This is a genomic window from Nocardia shimofusensis NBRC 100134 (genome assembly GCF_001613125.1).
In the GTDB taxonomy this organism is placed as follows: Bacteria; Actinomycetota; Actinomycetes; order Mycobacteriales; family Mycobacteriaceae; genus Nocardia; species Nocardia shimofusensis.
In genome coordinates, this window is sequence record NZ_BDBT01000004.1 from 181,568 (window position 1) to 201,724 (window position 20,157).

Annotated in this window: 13 protein-coding genes; 8 read left to right on the plus strand and 5 right to left on the minus strand. The window is 68.8% G+C overall.

Going from position 1 to position 20,157, the window contains the following annotated elements:
- Positions 1–36 precede the first annotated feature (36 nt).
- Positions 37–7,497, plus strand: coding sequence for a type I polyketide synthase (locus tag NS3_RS29735; protein ID WP_373865285.1), 7,461 nt, complete (start codon positions 37–39; stop codon positions 7,495–7,497).
- A gap of 123 nt (positions 7,498–7,620) precedes the next feature.
- Complete coding sequence (locus NS3_RS06345) at positions 7,621–9,957, plus strand: type I polyketide synthase (protein WP_067855039.1); 2,337 nt, start codon at positions 7,621–7,623, stop codon at positions 9,955–9,957.
- Here the strand turns inward: NS3_RS06345 and NS3_RS06350 are convergent.
- Genes NS3_RS06350 through NS3_RS06370 form a run of 5 tightly spaced genes read right to left on the minus strand, consistent with a single transcriptional unit; the run spans position 9,924 to position 13,995 of the window.
- On the minus strand, positions 9,924–11,027 hold the full coding sequence (locus NS3_RS06350) for an HAD-IIIC family phosphatase (protein ID WP_067855042.1): 1,104 nt from the start codon (positions 11,025–11,027) through the stop codon (positions 9,924–9,926). The genes NS3_RS06345 and NS3_RS06350 overlap by 34 nt on opposite strands.
- Positions 11,024–12,160: an acyl-CoA dehydrogenase family protein gene (locus NS3_RS06355; protein WP_067855045.1), complete on the minus strand. Its 1,137-nt coding sequence runs from the start codon at positions 12,158–12,160 to the stop codon at positions 11,024–11,026. Before NS3_RS06355 ends, NS3_RS06350 begins: the two co-directional genes overlap by 4 nt.
- Positions 12,153–12,467, minus strand: a complete 315-nt coding sequence (locus tag NS3_RS06360; protein ID WP_218018195.1) for an acyl carrier protein — start codon at positions 12,465–12,467, stop codon at positions 12,153–12,155. Before NS3_RS06360 ends, NS3_RS06355 begins: the two co-directional genes overlap by 8 nt.
- Positions 12,464–13,315 (minus strand): 3-hydroxyacyl-CoA dehydrogenase family protein, encoded by an 852-nt coding sequence (locus NS3_RS06365; protein ID WP_067855048.1) that lies wholly within the window; start codon positions 13,313–13,315, stop codon positions 12,464–12,466. Before NS3_RS06365 ends, NS3_RS06360 begins: the two co-directional genes overlap by 4 nt.
- A gap of 17 nt (positions 13,316–13,332) precedes the next feature.
- Complete coding sequence (locus tag NS3_RS06370; protein WP_067855403.1) at positions 13,333–13,995, minus strand: O-methyltransferase; 663 nt, start codon at positions 13,993–13,995, stop codon at positions 13,333–13,335.
- Positions 13,996–14,213: 218 nt separating this feature from the next.
- Here NS3_RS06370 and NS3_RS29930 point away from each other — a divergent pair, with 218 nt between their 5' ends.
- From NS3_RS29930 to NS3_RS06400, 6 genes are read left to right on the plus strand one after another with little or no spacing between them, the layout of a single operon-like run.
- Complete coding sequence (locus tag NS3_RS29930) at positions 14,214–14,681, plus strand: acyl carrier protein (protein ID WP_245649484.1); 468 nt, start codon at positions 14,214–14,216, stop codon at positions 14,679–14,681.
- Complete coding sequence (locus tag NS3_RS06380; RefSeq protein WP_067855054.1) at positions 14,668–15,648, plus strand: acyl-CoA desaturase; 981 nt, start codon at positions 14,668–14,670, stop codon at positions 15,646–15,648. The genes NS3_RS29930 and NS3_RS06380 overlap by 14 nt, the downstream gene beginning before the upstream one ends.
- A complete protein-coding gene (locus tag NS3_RS06385; protein ID WP_084495095.1) occupies positions 15,638–17,311 on the plus strand; it encodes an AMP-binding protein in 1,674 nt (557 codons plus the stop codon). Before NS3_RS06380 ends, NS3_RS06385 begins: the two co-directional genes overlap by 11 nt.
- A gap of 4 nt (positions 17,312–17,315) precedes the next feature.
- Positions 17,316–18,338 (plus strand): SDR family oxidoreductase, encoded by a 1,023-nt coding sequence (locus tag NS3_RS06390; protein WP_067855057.1) that lies wholly within the window; start codon positions 17,316–17,318, stop codon positions 18,336–18,338.
- On the plus strand, positions 18,335–19,267 hold the full coding sequence (locus NS3_RS06395; RefSeq protein WP_067855059.1) for an SDR family NAD(P)-dependent oxidoreductase: 933 nt from the start codon (positions 18,335–18,337) through the stop codon (positions 19,265–19,267). The genes NS3_RS06390 and NS3_RS06395 overlap by 4 nt, the downstream gene beginning before the upstream one ends.
- Entirely contained in the window at positions 19,264–20,151 is an 888-nt protein-coding gene (locus NS3_RS06400) for a class I SAM-dependent methyltransferase (RefSeq protein WP_067855062.1), read from the plus strand. Before NS3_RS06395 ends, NS3_RS06400 begins: the two co-directional genes overlap by 4 nt.
- The last annotated feature ends 6 nt before the right edge of the window (positions 20,152–20,157 follow it).

Genomic DNA, 20,157 nt, shown 5'->3' on the forward strand with positions numbered 1-20,157 from the left:
GAGCGCTTCTGGGTGTCGCCCGGTGCGAACGGGGATGTGCGCGCGCTCGGCTTGCGCCGGGCGGAGCACCCGTTGCTGGCCGGCTCGGTGCGGCTGGCGAACGGCTCCGGATGGCTGTGGACGGGATGTTGGTCGGTGGACCGGTTTCCGTGGCTGGCCGATCATTCGGTCTTCGGTGAGGTCGTGGTCTCGGGGACCACGCTCGTGGAGCTCGCTGTCGCGGTGGGGGAACACCTCGGATGTCCGGTGCTGACCGAACTCGTGCTGGAGGCGCCGCTGATCGTTCCGGTCGGCGCGACGATCGCGGTGCAGGTGTCGGTCGGCGAACCCGGGGCGGACGGCCGCGCGAACTTCAGCGTTCACTCGGCCGCCGACAACGACCTGGGGGATATCGGTCCTGGCGAGAACGCTTGGGTCCGGCATGCCACCGGCACCCTGACCGCTGCGGTGCCCTCCGCCGATCCGGTTGCCGGCGACGGCTCGGGCTGGGGCGTGTGGCCGCCCGTCGGTGCGCGCAGCGTCGAGCTCGACGGCTGGTACGACGCGCTCGCAGGACGAGGAATCGGGTACGGGTCGGCATTCCGTGGATTGCGGGCAGTCTGGCGGGCGGGCGAGGAGGTTTGTGCCGAGATCGAAACCGCCGCGGATACGGAGGGTTTTCTGGTTCATCCGACGGCCTTGGACAGCGCGTTGCACGCGGCGCTGCTCGATGCCGGGGACGCCGATCCGGTCGGCGCGCGCGAGGTCGCGCTACCCTTCGCGTGGTCGGGCGTGCGACTGCATCAGAGCCATGAAGCCGGGCCGCTGCGGGTGCGGTTGGTCCGTGCGGGGCGGGATGCCGTGAGCATGGTGGCCACGGATGTGCGAGGCCAGGTGGTGGTCTCGGTGGAATCGGTGTCCTCGCGCCGGGTCTCAGCGGCACAGTTGTCGGCGTCGCGTCCGCGTCGCGCCGAATCGCTGTATGTCCTGGATTGGGTCCCCGGTGCCGCACCGCGGCCGTCGATCGAGCCGCCGGTCGTTATCGCCGATCCGGGCGACGTCGATCCGGGCCACGCCGATCCGTCCGGCGCCCGGGTGCGGTGGTACCCCGACATCGCGTCGGTGGCCCGTGCGGAGTGCCCGCCGGAGAGCGTGGTGGCCGTGCTGAGGTCACCGGCCGGTGTCTCGGTGCCCGAAGGCGTGCGGATCACGGTCCGCCGGGCGCTGAGGCTGGTCCAGCAGTGGCTCGGTACACCGGAGCTGTCCGCATCCCGGCTGGTGGTGGCGACCCGCGGTGCGGTGGCCGTGGAGTCCGGCGCGGCGCAATCGCCCGCGCCGGCTGCGGTGTGGGGGCTGGTGCGCAGCGCGCAGGCCGAGAACCCGGGCCGCTTCGTGCTCGCCGACATCGACGCGGATCCCGTCGACGAGCCCGAGGCCTGGCTGCGGTCCGTCCGGATCGCCGTCGGAGCGGGCGCGGAGCAGGTCGCGGTGCGGGACGGCGGAATTCACGTGCCGAAACTGCGGGTGGCTCCCGCGGCCTCACGGACCGAGGACATGTTCGACAGCTCGTCCACAGTCCTGATCACCGGCGGCACGAGCGGATTGGGCGCGGTGCTCGCTCGGCACCTGGTGGTGGAGCGCGGCGTGCGGCATCTGGTGCTGGCGAGCCGTCGTGGCCCGGACAGCGACGGCATCGGCGCGCTCACCGACGAACTGACCGCGCTCGGCGCGCGTGTGCGGGTCGCCGCCTGCGATGTCGCGGACCGCGCCGCGATCACCGAACTCATCGATTCGATCGAACAGCGGGCCCCGCTGCGGGTCGTCGTCCATACCGCAGGTGTGCTGGCGGACGCGACGGTCGGATCACTGACCGACGCGCATCTGGATCGGGTCATGGCGCCGAAGGTGGACGCCGCGTGGAATCTGCACGAGGCCACCGAGGGGCACGATCTTGCGGGCTTCCTGCTCTACTCCTCGGTCTCCGGTCTCCTCGGCGGCCCGGGACAGGCGAACTACGCGGCCGCGAACGCCTTCCTGGACGCGCTGGCACAATCCCGCCGGGCCGCCGGATTGGCGGGCACCTCGATCGCCTGGGGGCATTGGGCGCTCGATACGGGTATGACGCGGGATCTTCGGGAGGTGGACGTGGTGCGGCTGGCCGCGCTCGGCGTACTCCCGCTCCCGGTCGACGCCGGGCTGGCACTGTTCGACGCGGCGGCGGATTCGCCCGCCGCGGTCGTGAGCCCGGTCCGCCTCGACGTCGGGGCCCTCCGTGCGATGGGGCGCGCCGGGACATTGCCCGCCGTCCTCGACACCCTGATACCGGTCGCCGCCGCGGGGCGGGACCGGGCCGAGCCGGGGGCGAAGCTGCGTGCTCGCTTGGCGGAAATGCCTGCGGCTGAACGCGAGCAGTACATACAGCAGGTCGTCACCGACGATATCGCCGCCGTGCTGCACCACCGCGATGCCGGGGCGATCGACCCCGAGCGCGCACTCAAGGAACTCGGATTCGACTCGCTCGGCGCGGTCCAGCTACGCAATCGGCTCGGCGCCACGACCGGCCTGACCCTGCCTCCGACGCTCGTCTTCGACTACCCGAATGCCCGCGCCGTCACCACCCGCCTACTGGAATTGCTGGAGCCCGCCCGCATCGAGCGGCCGCAGGTGCCCGCCGCCCCCGCAACGGTCGCCGACGAGCCGATCGCGGTGGTGGGGATCTCGTGCCGGTACCCCGGCGGAGTGAGCTCCGGGCAAGCGCTGTGGGATCTCGTCGCCAACGGCAGCGATGCGGTCACCGAGTTCCCCGACGACCGCGGCTGGGACGTCGAACACCTCTACGACCCGGACCCCGACCATCCGGGTACCACCTATTCCCGATCCGGTGGATTCGTCTCAGGCGTCGCGGATTTCGATGCCGCCTTCTTCGGTATCGGCCGCCGTGAGGCGTTGGCGATGGATCCGCAGCAGCGGCTGTTGCTGGAGGGCGTGTGGGAGGCGTTCGAGGATGCGGGGATCGATCCGTCATCGGTGCGCGGCGACGCCATCGGCGTCTTCGCCGGGGTGATGCACCAGGACTACGAGCTGTTGGCACGTACCCGCCCGGATCTCGGCGGATATTGGGGCGTGGGCTCGGCGGGCAGTGTGGTGTCGGGCCGGGTCGCGTACAGCTTCGGTCTGGTGGGCCCCGCGGTGACGGTGGATACCGCGTGTTCGTCATCGCTGGTGGCGACGCATCTGGCGATGCAGTCGCTGCGCCGGGGTGAATGCACCATGGCCATCGCCTCCGGCGTCACGGTGAACTCCACTCCGACGGTCTTCGTCGAGTTCTCGCGCCAGCGGGCGATGTCGGCCGACGGCCGGTGCAAGTCGTTCGCGGAAGGCGCCGACGGGGCGGGCTGGTCGGAGGGGATGGGGGTGCTGGTGTTGGAGCGGCTTTCCGACGCCCGCCGCAACGGGCACCCCGTCGTCGCGGTGCTGCGCGGTTCCGCGGTGAACCAGGACGGTGCGTCCAATGGTCTGACGGCCCCCAACGGCCCGTCCCAGGAACGGGTGATCCGTGCCGCGCTGGCTGACGCGGGATTGGCGCCTGGGGATGTCGACGTCGTGGAGGCGCACGGGACCGGCACGGGTCTGGGTGATCCGATCGAGGCACAGGCCCTGATGTCGACCTACGGCGAGGGCCGCGCCGGTGCACCGCTGTGGCTGGGTTCGATCAAGTCGAACATCGGTCACAGTCAGGCGGCGGCGGGCGCGGCGGGGATGATCAAGATGATCATGGCCATGCGGCACGGGGTGCTCCCCAAGACGCTGCACGTGGAGACCCCGACGAGCCAGGTCGACTGGCGGGGCTCGGGTGTCGAACTGCTCACCGAGGCGCGGGCCTGGCCCGACACGGGGCGCCCGCGGCGCGCGGCTGTCTCCGCTTTCGGCGTCTCCGGCACGAATGCACATGTGATCATCGAGCAAGCACCCGCGCGAGGCACCGAGATCGAGGTCGAGTCACCGGCCGGGCCCGTGACCTCGCCACCGCCGGTATCCGGTCCTGTCGTGTGGGTGCTGTCGGGACGATCGGCCAGGGCGCTGACCGGGCAGGCGCGTCGGCTGCGTGACAGGATTCTCGGCGATCCCGCGCTGGACCCGGTGGATGTGGGTCACTCGCTGCTGACGACGCGCGCGATCCACCCGCACCGTGCGGTCGTGATCGGCAACGATCGAGCGGACCTGCTGGCCGGTGTGGACGCGGTGATCGAGGGACGTGCGGTGGCCGAGAACAGGCCGGGCGCCCGTGTGGTGTCGGGCCGCGCGATCCGCGCCGGTCGAGTGGGATTCGTCTTCCCCGGTCAGGGGGCGCAGTGGCCGGGTATGGCGGTGGAATTGCTGGATTCCTCGCCTGTCTTCGCGGCGCGGATGGCCGAGTGTGAGCAGGCGCTGGCGCCGTATGTCGAGTGGTCGTTGTCGGCGGTGCTGCGTGGTGAGCTCGGTGCGCCTTCGCTGGATCGGGTGGATGTGGTTCAGCCGGTGTTGTTTTCGGTGATGGTGTCGTTGGCGGCGTTGTGGGAGGCGTTGGGTGTGCGGCCGGATGGGGTGGTGGGGCATTCGCAGGGGGAGGTTGCGGCGGCGTGTGTGGCTGGGCGGATTTCGTTGGCCGATGGTGCTCGTGTGGTGGCGGTGCGTAGTCGTCTGGTGCGGGATCTGGTTGTCGCGGTGGGGGGTGGTGGGCGGATGATGTCGGTGGCCGAGCCGGTGGAGCGGGTGCGGGAGCGGCTGCGGCGGTGGCCGGCCGGCATATCGATCGCCGCGGTGAACGGCCCGGGGACGGTGACACTGGCCGGAGACCGCGATCTTCTGGGCGAGGTGTACGACAGCTGTGTGGCCGACGGTGTGTGGGTGCGCTGGGTGCCGGTCGATTACGCCTCGCATTCCCCGGAGGTCGACGTGGTGCGCGAACCACTGCTGGCGGCCCTGGCCGACGTGATGTCGATCCCGGAGGGCGGCGCGCGCCTGCATTCCACGGTGGTCGCCGACGGGGCCGAGAACCTGCTGGACGCGGAGTACTGGTTCCGGAACCTGCGGGACCCGGTGCTCTTCGGCACGGCGGTGCGGAATATGGCCGAATCGGGATATCGGACCTTCATCGAGGCGAGCCCGCACGCGGTGCTGACACTTCCGGTGGAGCAGTCGGTCGAGTCGGCGGGGCTCGAGCCGGGGGAGGCGCAGGTGCTCGGGTCGCTGCGGCACGACGACGGAGGGCCGGATCGTTTCCTGCAGTCGGTGGCGGAGGCGTTCGTCGCGGGCGTGGAGGTGGATTGGCAAGCGCTGTACGCCGACCGGGGCGCCCGGCGGGTGACGCTGCCGACCTATGCCTTCGATCGGGAACGGTTCTGGATCGATGCGACCGTCGACACCGGCTTCGCGGCAGACGGTCCGGAGCGCGCGTTGTGGGAATCGGTGGATCGCGGCGACGTCGCCGCCCTCGCCCGTGTCCTGGACGCCGACACCGACGAGCACTCCGCGGCGCTCGGCACCGCCATGTCGTTGCTGTCGGAATGGCGCAGCGGCCATCGCGCCGGTGGGACCGAATCCTGGCGGTACCGGGTCGATTGGACCCCCGCCACATTCACCGGCCCGGACCTGCCGACCGGCGAATGGCTCGTTCTCGCGCCGGGCGGGCCCGTGGACGAGCGGGCGCGGGCCTGCGTGCGTGCGTTCGAGGACAGCGGTGTGCCCATGACCGTGGTGGAGATCGACGCGGCCGGCCTGGAGCGCGGGAATCTCACACGCACGCTCGAGGCCGCGGGTACCGGCCATGTCGTCGGTGTGGTCTCCCTGCTCGGCCTCGATGCGCGGCCCTACGGTACATACCCCTGGCTCCCGACCGGCCTCGTGGCCACTGTCCTGCTCACCCAGGCGTTCGGTGATGCCGGTTCGAACGCGCCACTGTGGTTGCTGACCCGTGGCGCGACGGTCGTCACCCCCGACGACCCACCGGCCGATCCGGCACAGGCGGCGCTGTGGGGTTTCGGCCGCATCGCCTGCCTGGAACTTCCCGACCGATGGGGCGGGCTGCTCGACCTGCCGGAGAACTCGGACGCCTCGAGCGCCCGGGCAGTACTCTGCGCGCTCGGCAACCGCGACGGCGAGGATCAGATCGCGATCCGCCGAGACGGTCCGCACGTCCGTCGCCTGCGTCGTGACCGATCGCACGGCCCCGGCGCCGCCGGATGGAAACCCCGCGGAACCGCACTGGTCACCGGTGGCACCGGCGCGCTCGGCGGGCATGTGGCCCGCTGGTTCGCCGCCGAGGGCGCCGAGCATCTCGTCCTCGTCAGCCGTGGCGGCATGGCGCCACAGGACGCCGCGGCGCTGTCCGCCGAGCTCGCCGGTACCGGCGCCACCCTGGCCGTCGAAACATGCGACGTCGTCGACTTCGATGCGATGACAGACCTTTTCGCCCGGATTCGCGCCGAGGGCCGGACGGTGCGCACCGTCGTCCACTGCGCCGGGATCGCCTCGCCGGTGGCCGTCGACGCCATGACACCGGCGACCTTGGCCCAAGACATGGCAGCCAAGGCGGTCGGTGCGGACAACCTCGCCCGGCTGGTCGACCCGGAGCAGCTGGACGCCTTGGTGTTGTTCAGCTCCGGCGCCGGAGTGTGGGGCAGCGGAATGCTCGCCGGATACGGCGCGGCCAACGCCTACCTCGACGCCTTCGCCGGCCTGCTGCGAGCACGCGGAATCCCGGCGACCGCTGTCGCGTGGGGTGCGTGGGCCGGTGCGGGCATGGGCGCTGACGACGTGGGCCGGGAGCTGCGTCGTCGCGGCGTCGTGGGAATGGCTCCGGAGCGGGCCGTGCGCGAGCTCCACCGCGCCGTGGGCAATGCCGAGACCGCGCCGGTGATCGCGCATATCGACTGGCCCGCATTCGGTGAGGCGTTCACGGCTCGGCGGGCCAGCCGATTCCTCGACGAGATGACCGGCGCCTCGGCCGCGACCTCAGGGGTGCGGCCCGACGTCGAAGTGCTCGCCGGCCTCGTCGACATGTCGGCGCGTCAACGGCGGAAAGTGCTGCGCCGTACCGTGCTTCAGCACGCGGCCACGGCGCTGGGTTACGACGACCCGACGCAGCTGTCCGCCGATGCCACCTTCCAGGAACTCGGTATGGATTCGATCGCGCTGGTGCAGACGGTGCGCAGGCTCTCGGAGGCCACCGGCGTACGCCTGCCGACAACGGCGATCTTCGATCACCCGACTCCCCAGCGGCTCGCCGACCACCTCGATACCGAGATCGGCGGCCGCCGGTCGGACGCGGGCGATGTGGACCGCCTCGGAGATCTCGAACAGTGGTTCCGCGGCCTGGACCCCGGCAGTCCCGAATACGCCGCGGCACTGGAACGTTTGACCGGTCTCGTCGGCGGCATCGCCGGGCCGACCGAGCAGAACCTCACCGCTACGGATTTCGCCGACCTCTCCGACGACGAACTCTTCGACTATGTCGACGACGAACTCGGCCTGTCCTGACGCCTCGGCCGACCCGTTGTGCCCACCGCGGGCGCTGCGGGCAGTCGAGGGGGCAGAACAGGAATCGGTCGGGAACACCGGCGAGGTTCGGGGAGGGCACACCGGATGAGAGATGAGGCTCGAGTGGACGAGAACACGCAGAAGCTCCGGGAATACCTCCGGAAGGTCACCGCCGAACTGCAATCCTGCCGCTCCCAGCTACGCGAGGCCAGGGACACGATGCGCGAGCCGATAGCGGTGGTGGGTATCGGATGCCGCTATCCGGGCGGCATCGAATCGCCGGAGGACCTCTGGCGCGTGGTGTCCAGCGGTGAGGACGTCATCTCGGAGCCGCCGCCGGACCGCGGCTGGTTCCCGGAACCCGCCGCCGCTGAGCTTCTGCGGCAGGCCGCGGGCGGATTCCTCTACAACGCCGGAGATTTCGATGCCGAGTTCTTCGGGATGACGCAGGCGGAGGCCCGCGCGACCGATCCGCAGCAGCGCCTGCTGCTGGAGACAGCCTGGGAGGCGATCGAGCGGGCGGGCATCGATCCGCGGTCGCTGCGCGGCAGCCGGACCGGTGTCTATATCGGCGCGTTCTATCGCCTGTACGCTGCCACCGCGTCGGTCTTCGACGACCCGGATGATCACCTGGTCACCGGTGTCGCGGGCAGTGTCATGTCGGGCCGTGTCGGCTACGCGCTGGGACTGGAGGGCCCGGCTGTCACCGTGGACACCGCGTGTTCGGCCTCGCTGGTGGCCGTCCATCTGGCCTGCCAGTCGCTGCGGCTGGGCGAGAGCGAGCTCGCGCTGGCCGGCGGTGTCGCGGTGAATGCGACACCGCACATGTACACCGAGTTCGCCCGGTCGATAGGGCAGGCGCCGGACGGCCGGTGCCGCTCCTTCGCGGCGGGCGCCGAAGGCACCGGGTGGAGCGAGGGCGCCGGATTGCTGCTGCTGGAACGTGTTTCGCGCGCACGTACGCACGGACACCCGATTCTCGCATTGATCCGCGGCTCGGCGGTCAACCGTGTCGGGGCTTCCAACGGGCTGGCGGCGCCGAACGGGCAGACTCAGCAGCGGGTGATCCGGCAGGCGCTCGCGGATGCCGGTGTGGCGCCGGACGAGGTCGACGTCGTGGATGCGCACGGTTCGGGGACGCGGCTGGGCGATTCGATCGAAGCACACGCCCTGTTGGCCACCTACGGCCGCGACCGCCCGGTCGATCGCCCGCTGCTGCTCGGCTCGGTCAAATCCAATATCGGTCACGCGCAGTCCTCGAGCGGCATCGCGAGCATCGTCAAACTCATCGAGGCGATGCGGCACGGGATCGTGCCGAAGACACTGCACGTCGACGAGCCGTCGCCGGACATCGACTGGTCCAGTGGCGCACTGGAACTGGTGACCGAGAACATGCCCTGGCCGGCGCACGACGGTCCGCGCCGGGCGGCGGTGTCGTCCTTCGGGATCTCGGGCACCAACGCCCACATCGTTCTGGAGTCCGCACCCGAGGCTGCGGTCGAATCGGCCGCGCTCGATTCGGACCGCGCGACACCGGGCCTCGTTCCCTGGCCGATCTCCGCGGCGAGCCCGGAGGCCCTGGCCGCGCAGGCCCGACGGCTGCTGGCGCATCTGCGGGCACACCCCGGAGCGAATGTGCTCGACATCGGGTATTCGCTCGCGACCACCCGCGCGCATCTGCCGTGGCGGGCGGTGGTCCTCGCCGTCGACCTACCGCGAACGCTCACCGATGTGGCCACGCTGTCCGAAGGTGGGGAGGCGGAAGCGATTCGCGGTACTTCCGGCACGAAACAGGGCATGGCATCGTGGTTTCCGGAGCGGGCCGAGCCGGACGCGGATCTGCGTGCCTTTCCCCTCTACGCCCGGACCTTCGACGAGATCCGAGAGCAGATCACACGACTGGCCGACGGTGTGGACGCGGAATGCCTGACCTTCGCCCATGAGCTGGCGGTGTCGGCGCTCTTCGACTCCTGGAACCTGCGTCCCGAAGTCGTGACGGGCCGGGGCGTCGGGGAGATCGCGGCAGCCCACGTCGCGGGGATTCTGTCCTTGCCCGATGCCTGCCGTCTGGCCGTGGCGCGCTCGGGGGACAGCCGGGAATTCACTGCTCTGGCGCGCGCAGTGGAGTTCGGTGAGCCGCACCTGCCGATGGTGGCGAGTGTCGCGGCGGACCCGGCCGAACTGCGCACGCCGGCCTACTGGACCCGGCAGCTCACGGAGTCGGCACGCACCGCAGCCGTCGCCGCGGCCGTGCGAGTGGAGGGCGGGATCCACGCGATCGAGACGAGCATCTCGGACATCCGGGCCGCCCTGGAGGGAGCGGCCCGGATGTACTGCGCGGGAGCGGACATCGATTGGCCCGCGGTATTCGACGGTTTCGGCGCGCGCCGCGTGGCGCTGCCGACGTATCCGTTTCAGCGTGCGAGCTACTGGTGGACGGCGCCGGTGGCGGTGCGCTGAGGAGTACCGAGGTCGGGGGAGACGAGCCGCAGCGTGTCCGGCGGCTCGTGTGCCGCCGGAACCAGGTGCAGGCGGCTCAGCTCCTCCGGCACGGGCGCCAGCTCGTCTCGGCACGCGCAGGGTTCGTCGGTGTAGCCGGCGAAGCGGTAGGTCACGTCCATGATCCGATTGCGCTCTGTCGCCCGGAAGTCGGCGATCAGATGGACCTCGCTGCGCGCGGCCTCGGTCGACAGCCAGTTGAGGATCGCCGAACCGGCGCCGAGGGAGACCACCCGGCACGAGGTAGCCAGCAGTTCCAGATGCCACACGGAGTCGAACTTCTCGAACAGCACGATGCCGATCGCGCCATACGGCCCGAACCGATCCGACATCGACGCCACCAACAGTTCATGGCGCGGATCGTCGACGAGGGCGCGCAATGTGTCCTCCGGGTAGTAGACGCCGGTGGTGTTCATCTGCGTCGTACGCACCGTGAGTTCCTCTACCCGGGCGAGATCGGCGTCGGTGGCCCGGTCGATCCGCAGTTCCAAACCGAGGGTCTGCAGAAAGGCATGGTCGGGACCCTCGAAGCCCTCCCGCTCGGCATCGCGGCGGAAGTTCGCCTGGTACATCGCGCGGCGCCGCCGTGAATCGACGGTGACCATGGCCGGGGTGAACTCCGTCAGGGTGCTCAGAGTGACGAGTTGTTCGGCGGCATAGCAGCGGACCTCGGGCAGATGGAACGCCACCTCGGCCCGCTCGGTGGGCTGGTCGTCGATGAACGCGATGGCCGAGGGCGCGAAGTTCAACTCCTTCGCGATCTGCTCGACCGCGCGCGATTTCGGACCCCAACCGATCCTCGGCAGCACGAAATATTCCGCGATGCCGAGTTCTTCGAGGCGCTGCCAGGCCAGGTCGTGATCGTTCTTGCTCGCGATCGAATGCAGAATGCCGCGCTGATCGAGGGTTTCGAGGATGTCACGCACGCTGTCGAACAGCTCATCGGCGCCGCCTTCGAGCAGCGTGCCCCGCCACAGCGTGTTGTCGAGATCCCAGACCAGGCATTTGATGGTGGAGGTTTCCGCGGTCATGAGGCCAGCCCTTCGGCGGTGTCGCTTCCAGATGTCGAAATCGCGTGTTCGGCGAGCATCAACTGACAGATTTCGTTACTGCCCTCGATGATCTCCATGAGTTTGGCGTCGCGGAAGGCGCGCGCCACCACGCCGTGGTCGTCCGCACCCGCCGAGGCGAGCACCTGCATGGCGTTCGCCGCACCCGCCGCCGCGTGCCGCGCGCTGGTGTATTTGGCCAGTACGGTGGCCGCGACGACCTCGGGGGAGTTCGCGTCCCAGCAGCGGCTGGCATGCTCGCAGGCACGCGTGGCGGCACGCTCGGACACGTAGAGTTCGGCGAGGTGCCGGGCCACGAGTTGATGGCGGTCGATCGTGACGCCGAACTGCTCGCGGCCACCGGCGTGCCCGGTCGCCGCGGACAGGCAGGCGCGCAGTATGCCGACGCACCCCCACGCGACCGAGAACCGCCCGTAGGCGAGGGCCGCTGTCACCAGAAATGACAGTGGGGCGCCACCGCCGCCGAGCACGTTCGCCGCGGGTACGCGCACGCCGTCGAGATCGATGTGCGCGTGCCCCGCCGCCCGGCAACCCACCGGGGACTCGACCGGACGCAGCCGGACTCCCGGCGTATCGGTGGGTACCAGCACGGCTGCGCCGCCGTCACCGTATCGGCCGAAAACCACCAGCACATCGGAGGTCGTCGCGGCGGTTGTCCACCGCTTGCGGCCGTCGATCACCACAGCGTCGCCGTCCGGTCGGATCTCTGTCCGCATCGCCGTCAGATCGCTGCCCGCCGCCGGCTCGGACATGGCCACGGCGGCCAGCCGACCGGAGACCAGCTCGGTCAGATGCTCGCGGCGCTGCTCGCGGTCGCCGAGTCGTCGAATCGACCAGGCGGCCATTCCCTGCGAGGTCATCACGCTGCGGGTCGAGCTGCACAGCGCGCCGGTGAAGGCGGTGAGTTCGCCGTTGTCGATACTTGTCGCGCCCAGGCCGCCGTAGGCCGAATCCACCTGTGCGCACAGCACGCCCGCCTTGCCCAGTCCGCGTAGAACCTCGACGGGTATGGCGCCTTCGGCATCCCAGGTGCCGGGGTGATCGGCGACTGTCGCGCGCACCAGGGCGCGTTGTTCGGCCAGCCGATCAGGCATCGAGACTCTGCTCCTCGTCGGCGCGCAGGCGCAGAACCAGCTCCGACATCCGGCCCACCGAGCGGAAGTTCTCCAGCTTGAGGTCGAGGCCGACGATGGCGACATCGAAGCGGCCTTCCAGAAACACCACCAATTCCATCGCCAGCATCGAAGAGGACAGACCGCTGTCGACGAGGTCCTGGTCGACGGTGACGACGGTCTTGGTCTTCGCCTGCAGATATTCGATCAGAGCCCGCTGCACATCGCCGGCGGTCGGTGAGGTGGAGGCGGTCGGTGAGGTGGAGGCGGTCGGTACATCGCTGGTCATGGTGCAATCCCGTCGTAGGTGTAGTAGCCGGCACCGGTCTTCTGGCCGAGTTCGCCCGCGCGCACCTTCTCCAGCAGCGCCTCGCAGGGGCGCAGACTGTCGTCGCCGAGCCGAGCGGCCAGTACGTTGAGCGAATCGGCGAGGTTGTCCAGCCCGATCAGGTCGGCGGTGCGCAACGGGCCGGTCGGGTGGCCGAGGCAGCCCTGCATGAGCGCGTCGATGTCCGCCGCGGCGGCCACCCCCTCGCCCACCAGCCGCGCGGCGGCGTTGATCATCGGATGCAACAGCCGGCTGGTGACGAAGCCGGGTGAGTCACGCACCACCACACTCCTTCGGCCGAGACGGGCCAGCAGTGCGGTGACCGCGGTCATCGCGGCCTCGCCGGTGCGAGGCCCGCGGATCACCTCGAAGGTCTCGATCAGGTAGGGCGGATTCATGAAATGAATGCCGACGAGCTGTTCGGGCCGGGCCACGGCGGTCGCCAGCTCGTCGATGGGGATGCTGGAGGTGTTGGAGATGAGCAGGGTGTCCGCGGCGCAGACAGCCGAGACCTCCGCCAGCAGTTTGCGTTTCAGATCGGCGTCCTCGGTGATCGCCTCGACGGCCGCTGCCGAGGCGATCTGTCCTCCGGTGGACAAGGCGGTCGTCAGAGTGCCGAATTCCGCGTCGGCCGGCAGCGCGCCGAGCAGTTGCGCGTGCCGCAATTGCCTGTCGACCATCGTCACGGCACGCTGCAATGCGGCAGCATCGATATCGACCAGATGCACCGGGATGCCGTGCCCGACGGCCAGGGTGGTGATGCCGGATCCCATCACGCCTGCGCCGAATACCGTAATTCCCTCGGTCATCGAATCTCCATCCGTCGCTATCGCTTGCGCGCCAATGTGATGCCGTCCGCCATGACCAGCAGTGCGATATCGACCCGGCTGTCGCCGGAAATACGTTTGTTGAGCGCGCGGATCGCTGCGGACTCCGGGTCCGAAGCTTCCGGGTCGATGACACGTCCGCGCAACAACGTATTGTCGATGACGATGAGGCCGCCGGGGCGCAGCAGGGCGAGTGCGGACTCGTAATAGTCCGGATAGCCGATCTTGTCGGCGTCGATGAAGATCAAGTCGAAGGAGTCCGGCCCGAATTCTGCGGCCAGCTCGCCCAGAGTTTTCGCCCCGTCACCGATCCGCGCCTCGATCCGGTCGGCAACACCCGCGCGCTGCCAGTAATGCTCGGCGATTCCGAGCCAGCGGGCGGAGTTGTCGCAGGTGATCAGCCGGCCACCGGGGCGGAGTGCTCTGGCCATGGCCAGAGCGCTGTAGCCGGTGAATGTGCCGAGGTCGATCACCCTCTCCGCGGCGCACAACTTGACGAAAAGCGCGAGGAGCTGTCCTTCCTCCGGCATCAATTGCATTGCCGTCCCCAAGGGCAGCCCCGCTGTCGTCTCCCTGAGTTCGCGCAGCACCGGATCCTCGCGCAGGGAAACGTCGCGGACGTAAGTCAGCAACGCATCGGACACTTCTACCTGATCAGCCATGGATTCCCTTTGACGGGTGAGCATCAGTGACTCGCCGTCGCAGCAGCGCACGGACCAGCCGTGATTCGACGGTAAGTGGTGCCGGCGGCGCCCTTCAAATCTCCCGACGCCGGGAGGCTCGCGCCGCCATGGGGCCGATTCGCAGCTGTGCTGGAAGCCGTCGCCGGAAGTTTACGGAGCAGAGGAGGCGACGGTAGATTGCTCCTGTCGGGACGTGGATGTACGGCGAATTCCGAACGAGCTCGTCTCCGTCGCCGAACTCTCCCCTGTCGCCGAAATCGCCTTTGTCAATCGGATTCCGCAGTTGCTCGAGCTATTCGGCGATGCCGATTCGTATCGGCTGGATGATGGTGCGGATGAGTAACGAGTCCCGATCACGCGACTCGATTCAGGAGGTAATTGCATTGATCACCATCGGCGAAGTCGAAGTGCTCATCCGTCGACAGATGCGCGGCAAGCAATCCAAGGACATCGTCCTCGACGAGAACACCGAGCTCCGCGACATGGGGCTGTCCAGCCTGCAGATCGCGGAAGTGGTGTTCAGCCTGGAGGAGGAACACGAGGTCGAGTTCGATCCGGCGCGTTCGGCCGACGCGAAGACCTTGGGAGATCTGATCCGGGTGGGGAACGAGGCCATAGCGGGTCGCGGGGCTGTGACGGAGGGACAGGCCGGTGGATGGGCGTGACCATTACGGGTTCATCCTGGCCTCTTCGATACTTCCGCTCGTCGGCGTGGTCGTCGCGATCGTGCTGCTGTGGAACAAGTATGTGGGCCCGGCGGACCTGATCGCCCTGGCGATCATGTATTCGATCGCCATCCTCGGTATCTCGGCCGGCTACCATCGGCTGCTGACTCATCGATCGTTCAAGACCTCGCGGCCGATGAAGATCTTCCTCGCGGTGGCGGGCACGATCGCCGGACAGGGCCCGGCGCTGATCTGGTGTTCGCATCACCGGCGCCACCACCGTGTGGCCGACAAACCCGGCGATCCACACAGCCCGTATCTGGACCATGTACCGGGCATTCGGGGTGTGCTGCAGGGGCTGTGGCACTCACACCTGGGCTGGTTGTTCGACAAGAACCTGACCTCGGACCCGATCCGATATTGTCCGGATCTGGCCCGAGACAGGGACATTCGGTTCATCTCTCTACATTTCGTGGAGATAGTCATCGCGGGGATCGTGGCGCCCGGCCTGATCGTGCTCGCCCTGACGCAATCCTGGCAGGGCTTCCTGACCGGCATGTTGTGGGGCGGTCTGGTCCGCATCTTCCTGGCCAATCACGTGACCTACGCGGTGAATTCGATCGGGCACTACTACGGTAGAAGGCGGTTCGACACTCCCGACGAGTCCCGCAACGTCGCCTGGCTGTCGATCCCGTCCTTCGGCGAGGCATGGCACAATAACCACCACGCCTTTCCCAAGGCAGCCTCGCACGGAATGCGCTGGTGGGAAATCGATCTCACGGCGATCTTCATCCGTGCCCTCGAGATCACCGGGCTGGCCTGGGATGTCGTGCGCATTCCGGAGGAGCGGATCCGGGCCCGCGCCGCTGGGCTGGCCCGCACGGGCGGAGGCAGGCTTGCGCCGGCGTCGCCGGCGAAGCCGTTGGCCGAGCGGCCCAACCGCGACGGAGCCGCCGATGTCGAGTGAACGACGGTCCGGGCCGGGTCTGTGGGACCGCCTGACCGGCGAGGGCCGGTCGTTCCGGAACTCGCTGCACTGCTGGGTCGGCGACCGCTACCGGGAATCGAGCTGGGACGAGGTGATCCGCGACGCCGAGGCGACCACCGCTGGTCTCCGCAAGGTCGGCGTGGGCCCCGGCGCCCGGGTGGCGGCCGTGTTCACCAACAACCCGCACGTGGTGCGCGGGCTCCTCGGCGTGTGGTTCGCAGGCGGCTCGGTGGCGTCGTTGCCCGTGCCGGCCCGCGGCATGACCTTCGAGGAGTACGCCCAACAGCTGAGGGTCATCGCAGACCAGCTGGAACCTGTGATCTTCTTGATCGAGGCCGATCTGCTCGCGCTGCTACCGGATTCGCTGACCGGGCGATTCCGATTCCGGACCTGGGAGTCGTTCGCCGACACCGGACGGGTGGCGGCGTCCCCGCCGGGTGATGACGAGCTGGCGTTCATCCAGTACTCGTCGGGCAGCACGAGCAGCCCGAAAGGGTGCGCGCTGACGCCGCGTGCCATCGCGGCACAGCTGGACATCATCGCCGATCTCATCGACGCGCGGCCACACCGCGATGTCTTCGTTTCCTGGTTGCCGTTGTCCCACGACATGGGCCTGTTCGGTGGGTTGCTCTCGTCGTGGGCGAACGACTTCTCGCTGTATCTGTCGACGCCCGAACGATTCACCTTCTCGCCGGGCACCTGGTTCTCGGACATGGCGCAGTTCGGCGGCCGGTCCAGCGCGGGCACCAACACCGCCCTGTATCTGGCGGCGCGGTCGGCCAAGCGTGGCAGGAACATGCCGGGCGGAGGCTTGAGCACCGTAGAGAACTGCATCATCGGTGCCGAGCGGGTGGAATGGGAGACCCTTCGTTTCGCCGCGGAGTCCCTGGCACCGTTCGGTCTGCGACCCGAGGGAATAGTGCCCGCCTACGGGCTCGCCGAGGCCACTCTCGCCGTCACCTCCATGCCCAAGGGCGACCAGCCGTGGCGGAGGGTGGTGGTGGATGCCACCGCCCTGGCCGATTCGGAACTGATCGAGGTCGAACCCGACGACCCGCTCGGCGCGGCCGTGGTCAGCGCGGGTACGCCCTGCCGGGATGTCGAGCTGATCGATTCGGGGACAGGGCGTCTGGAGGAGATCGTCGTGCGCTCGCCGAGTCTGGCCACCGGGTACTGGGCCGACACGACGCGCACCGCGGAGACCTTTCGCGACGGCGCGCTGCACACCTCCGATCTGGGCTTCGTCAAGGACGGTCACCTGTATCCGGTCGGGCGTACCGACGACCTCATCTCGATCGCCGGCCGCAAGGTGTACGCGCGCGAGGTGGAGAGTGTCGTGGACGGCATCGACGGGGTGCGCAGGGGGTGCTCGACCCTGGTCGCGCACCGGTCCGGCTCGATGCAGCGGCTGACGTTGTTCATCGAGGTGAGCGGCAGGGACACCGACTACCGCGATGTGGCCGCGGTCGCCGCGTCGGCCGCGATGTCCAAAGCTGCTGTGTCGCTGGACGAATGCGTCTTCCTCGACCGCGACAGTCTGCCCAAGACCCCGACCGGCAAGATCCAGCGCCATCGGTGCCGAAACATGTTCGAAGCAGGACGGTTCGATCCCTTGGCCGTGGTCGATCTGACGAGGATGTGACGCTATGTTGCGCACCGTATTGCTCACCGGTGTCTCCGGAGTGGTCGGCCGGGCGGTCGCCGCGGAACTGCGCGGCTTCCACGTCGTCGGGCTCGCGCATTCCGACACCGAGGTGCCCGAAGCCGACGAGGTGCTGTGGGCCGATCTCCGGCAGCCACTGCTGGGGCTGCCGCAGGCGCAGTGGCACGAACTGGCCGAACGTGTCGACGTCGTGGTCCACTCCGGCGCGCTGACGAACTGGGGCCAGACCAGGGAGATCTACCAGGGCATCAATATCGACGGGACGGCGCGGATCATCGAGTTCGCGCGGGCCGCCGGCGCGCCGATCCACCTGATCAGCTCGTGCTTCGTCCACGCACTCGAGCGAGGCGGGATCGACGATCTGCGGCCAGGCAACGTCGTGACCCCTTACATCTGGTCCAAGCTGGAATCGGAGCGGCTCGTCGCGCGCAGTGGCCTGCCCTATTCGATTCATCGGCCCACCAACGTCATCGGGGATTCGGTGACCGGCGCCAGCAGCCGGCCGCAGATCGTCCAGCAGGTATCGGAGTGGTTCTGCCGAGGCAAGGCGCCCTACTTTCCGCTGCACCCGGGCAATCTGATGGATTTCGTGCCGCTGGACGTCACGGCGCACGCCATCGCGCGAGCGGTCGAGGCGGACGCACTGGGCAGAGTGCTGTGGCAGACCTACGGCGGCGAAGCCATGACCGCCGACGAAGCGCAGGAGATCATGGTCGAACACGCGGCCTCGCGGGGCCGATCGATCACGCCGGTGCCGGTGGTGGATCCGACGCTGCCGCTGCCTGTCCCGCTGGAGCGGATCGCGCCGATGTCGCGGACGTTCCTTCAAGTGCTCATCGATACGAGCGAGGTGACCAACGCCTGCGGCGGCGTGCTGCCGAGCTCGTTGCCCGAACTGCGTGAGGAGTTCGACGTGCCGGCCGTCAGCGACCGGGACGCGTACCGGCGCACCCTCGAGTACTGGGCTCACCCGGAACTCGGCTCCGATCGGAAGGAATCAGCGTGACCGAACTCGAAAATGGCTGGCAGCCACCAGTGTTGAGCTCGAAGGTCGCGGTCGTGACCGGCGCGAGCCGAGGCGTCGGCCGCGGCATAGCCCTCGCGCTCGGCGAGGCGGGCGCGAAAGTGTATGTGACCGGACGCAGCGTGCGCGGTGAGCCGACGACCGAGGGCCTGCCCGGCACCATCGACGACACTGCCGACGAGGTGACCGCTCGCGGTGGGCTCGGGGTGGCGGTGCGCTGCGATCACACCGATGACGCCGACACCGAGAGGCTGTTCGCCCAGATCGCCGAAACCGACGGCAAGCTCGACATTTTGGTGAACAATGCCTGGTCGGGCTATGAGCGGTGGCCCGAGGCGAAGTTCGACGCGCCGTTCTGGAAGCAGCCTGCCTGGCGCTGGGAACTGTTCGCGGGTTCGCTGCGCGGTCAGTTCGTCGCCTCCAGACTCGCCGCGCCGCTGATGATCGCAGGCCGGAGCGGGCTGATCGTCAACGTGTCGTTCACCGACGGTGAGGTCTACCTCGGCCAGACCGCCTACGACGTGTGCAAGACGGCGTCGGACCGGATGGTCGTCGGGATGGGATACGAGCTGCGCAAACACGGAGTGGGCGCTGTCGCTGTGCATCCGGGGTTCGTGCGAACCGAGCGGGTAGAGGCGGCGTGGGATCTGCTGGGGGAGGGGCCGGCCCAGGTCGTGCATTCTCCCGAATATGTCGGGCGCGCGATCGCTCACCTGGCCGCGGACCCCGATGTCATCGAGCACTCCGGCAAGCGGCTCGCGGTCGGCGATCTCGCTGTCCAGTACGGCTTCGCCGATACCGACGGCAGGCAGCCCCCGCCGTTCCGCCTGGAGGGGCGGATCACGCTGGCGGCCCGGATGGAGCGGCTGAACCGCGTTGTCGCCGCCGGTCGTGAGGCGGCCGCGAAATGACGGCGGAGACGGATTACCTGGGCGCGTCGGCGGACGCCATTCGCAGCCACTACGACATCGGCAACGAGTTCTATGCCCTGTGGCTGGATTCCTCGCTGACCTACTCGTGCGGACTGTGGCTGGATCCGCACGGCAGCGCGGCCGAGGACACCTTGGAGGCAGCTCAGGACCGCAAACACGACCTGCTGATCCGGGAATCCCACGCCGTCGGAGCCCGGCGGGTGCTCGACGTCGGCAGCGGCTGGGGAGCGCTGCTGCGACGGCTGGTGCAGACTCACGAGGTCGAACAGGTCGTCGGCCTGACCCTGAGCCAGGCCCAGGTGGATTCGGTCGCGGGCTGGGCGGACGAGCGCTACGACGTGCGGGTGGAGAACTGGGCCGAGCATCGGCCGGACGAGCAGTACGACGCCGTCATCTCGATCGGCGCCTTCGAGCATTTCGCCGACATGGGCCTGCGCCGCCCGCAGCGAGTGGCGGCCTACCGCGACTTCTTCCTGCGCTGCCGTGACTGGTTGCCGCCGGGCGGACGCCTCGCCCTGCAGACCATGACCAAGGGGAACAACACCCGGATGGATCGGCAGACCGTCCGAGACCTGCTGTTCATGATCGACACGATCTTCCCGGAATCGGAACTGCCGTGGATGTCGGAGATCTTCGAGGCCGCCGAACGGCTGATGGATGTGGTCTGGGTGCGCAACGACGCCGACCATTACGCGCGCACCTGCCGGGAATGGAACCACCGCATGCTCGCCAACCGCGCCCTCGCCGAACGAATGGTCGGGCAGGAAGTGGTCGACAACTACGAGAGATACCTGAACGCGGCCGCCGATGCCTTCCAGAAGAGGCATTTCGGGCTCGGCCGCTTGATTTTCGAGCGTGTGTGAGGAGCA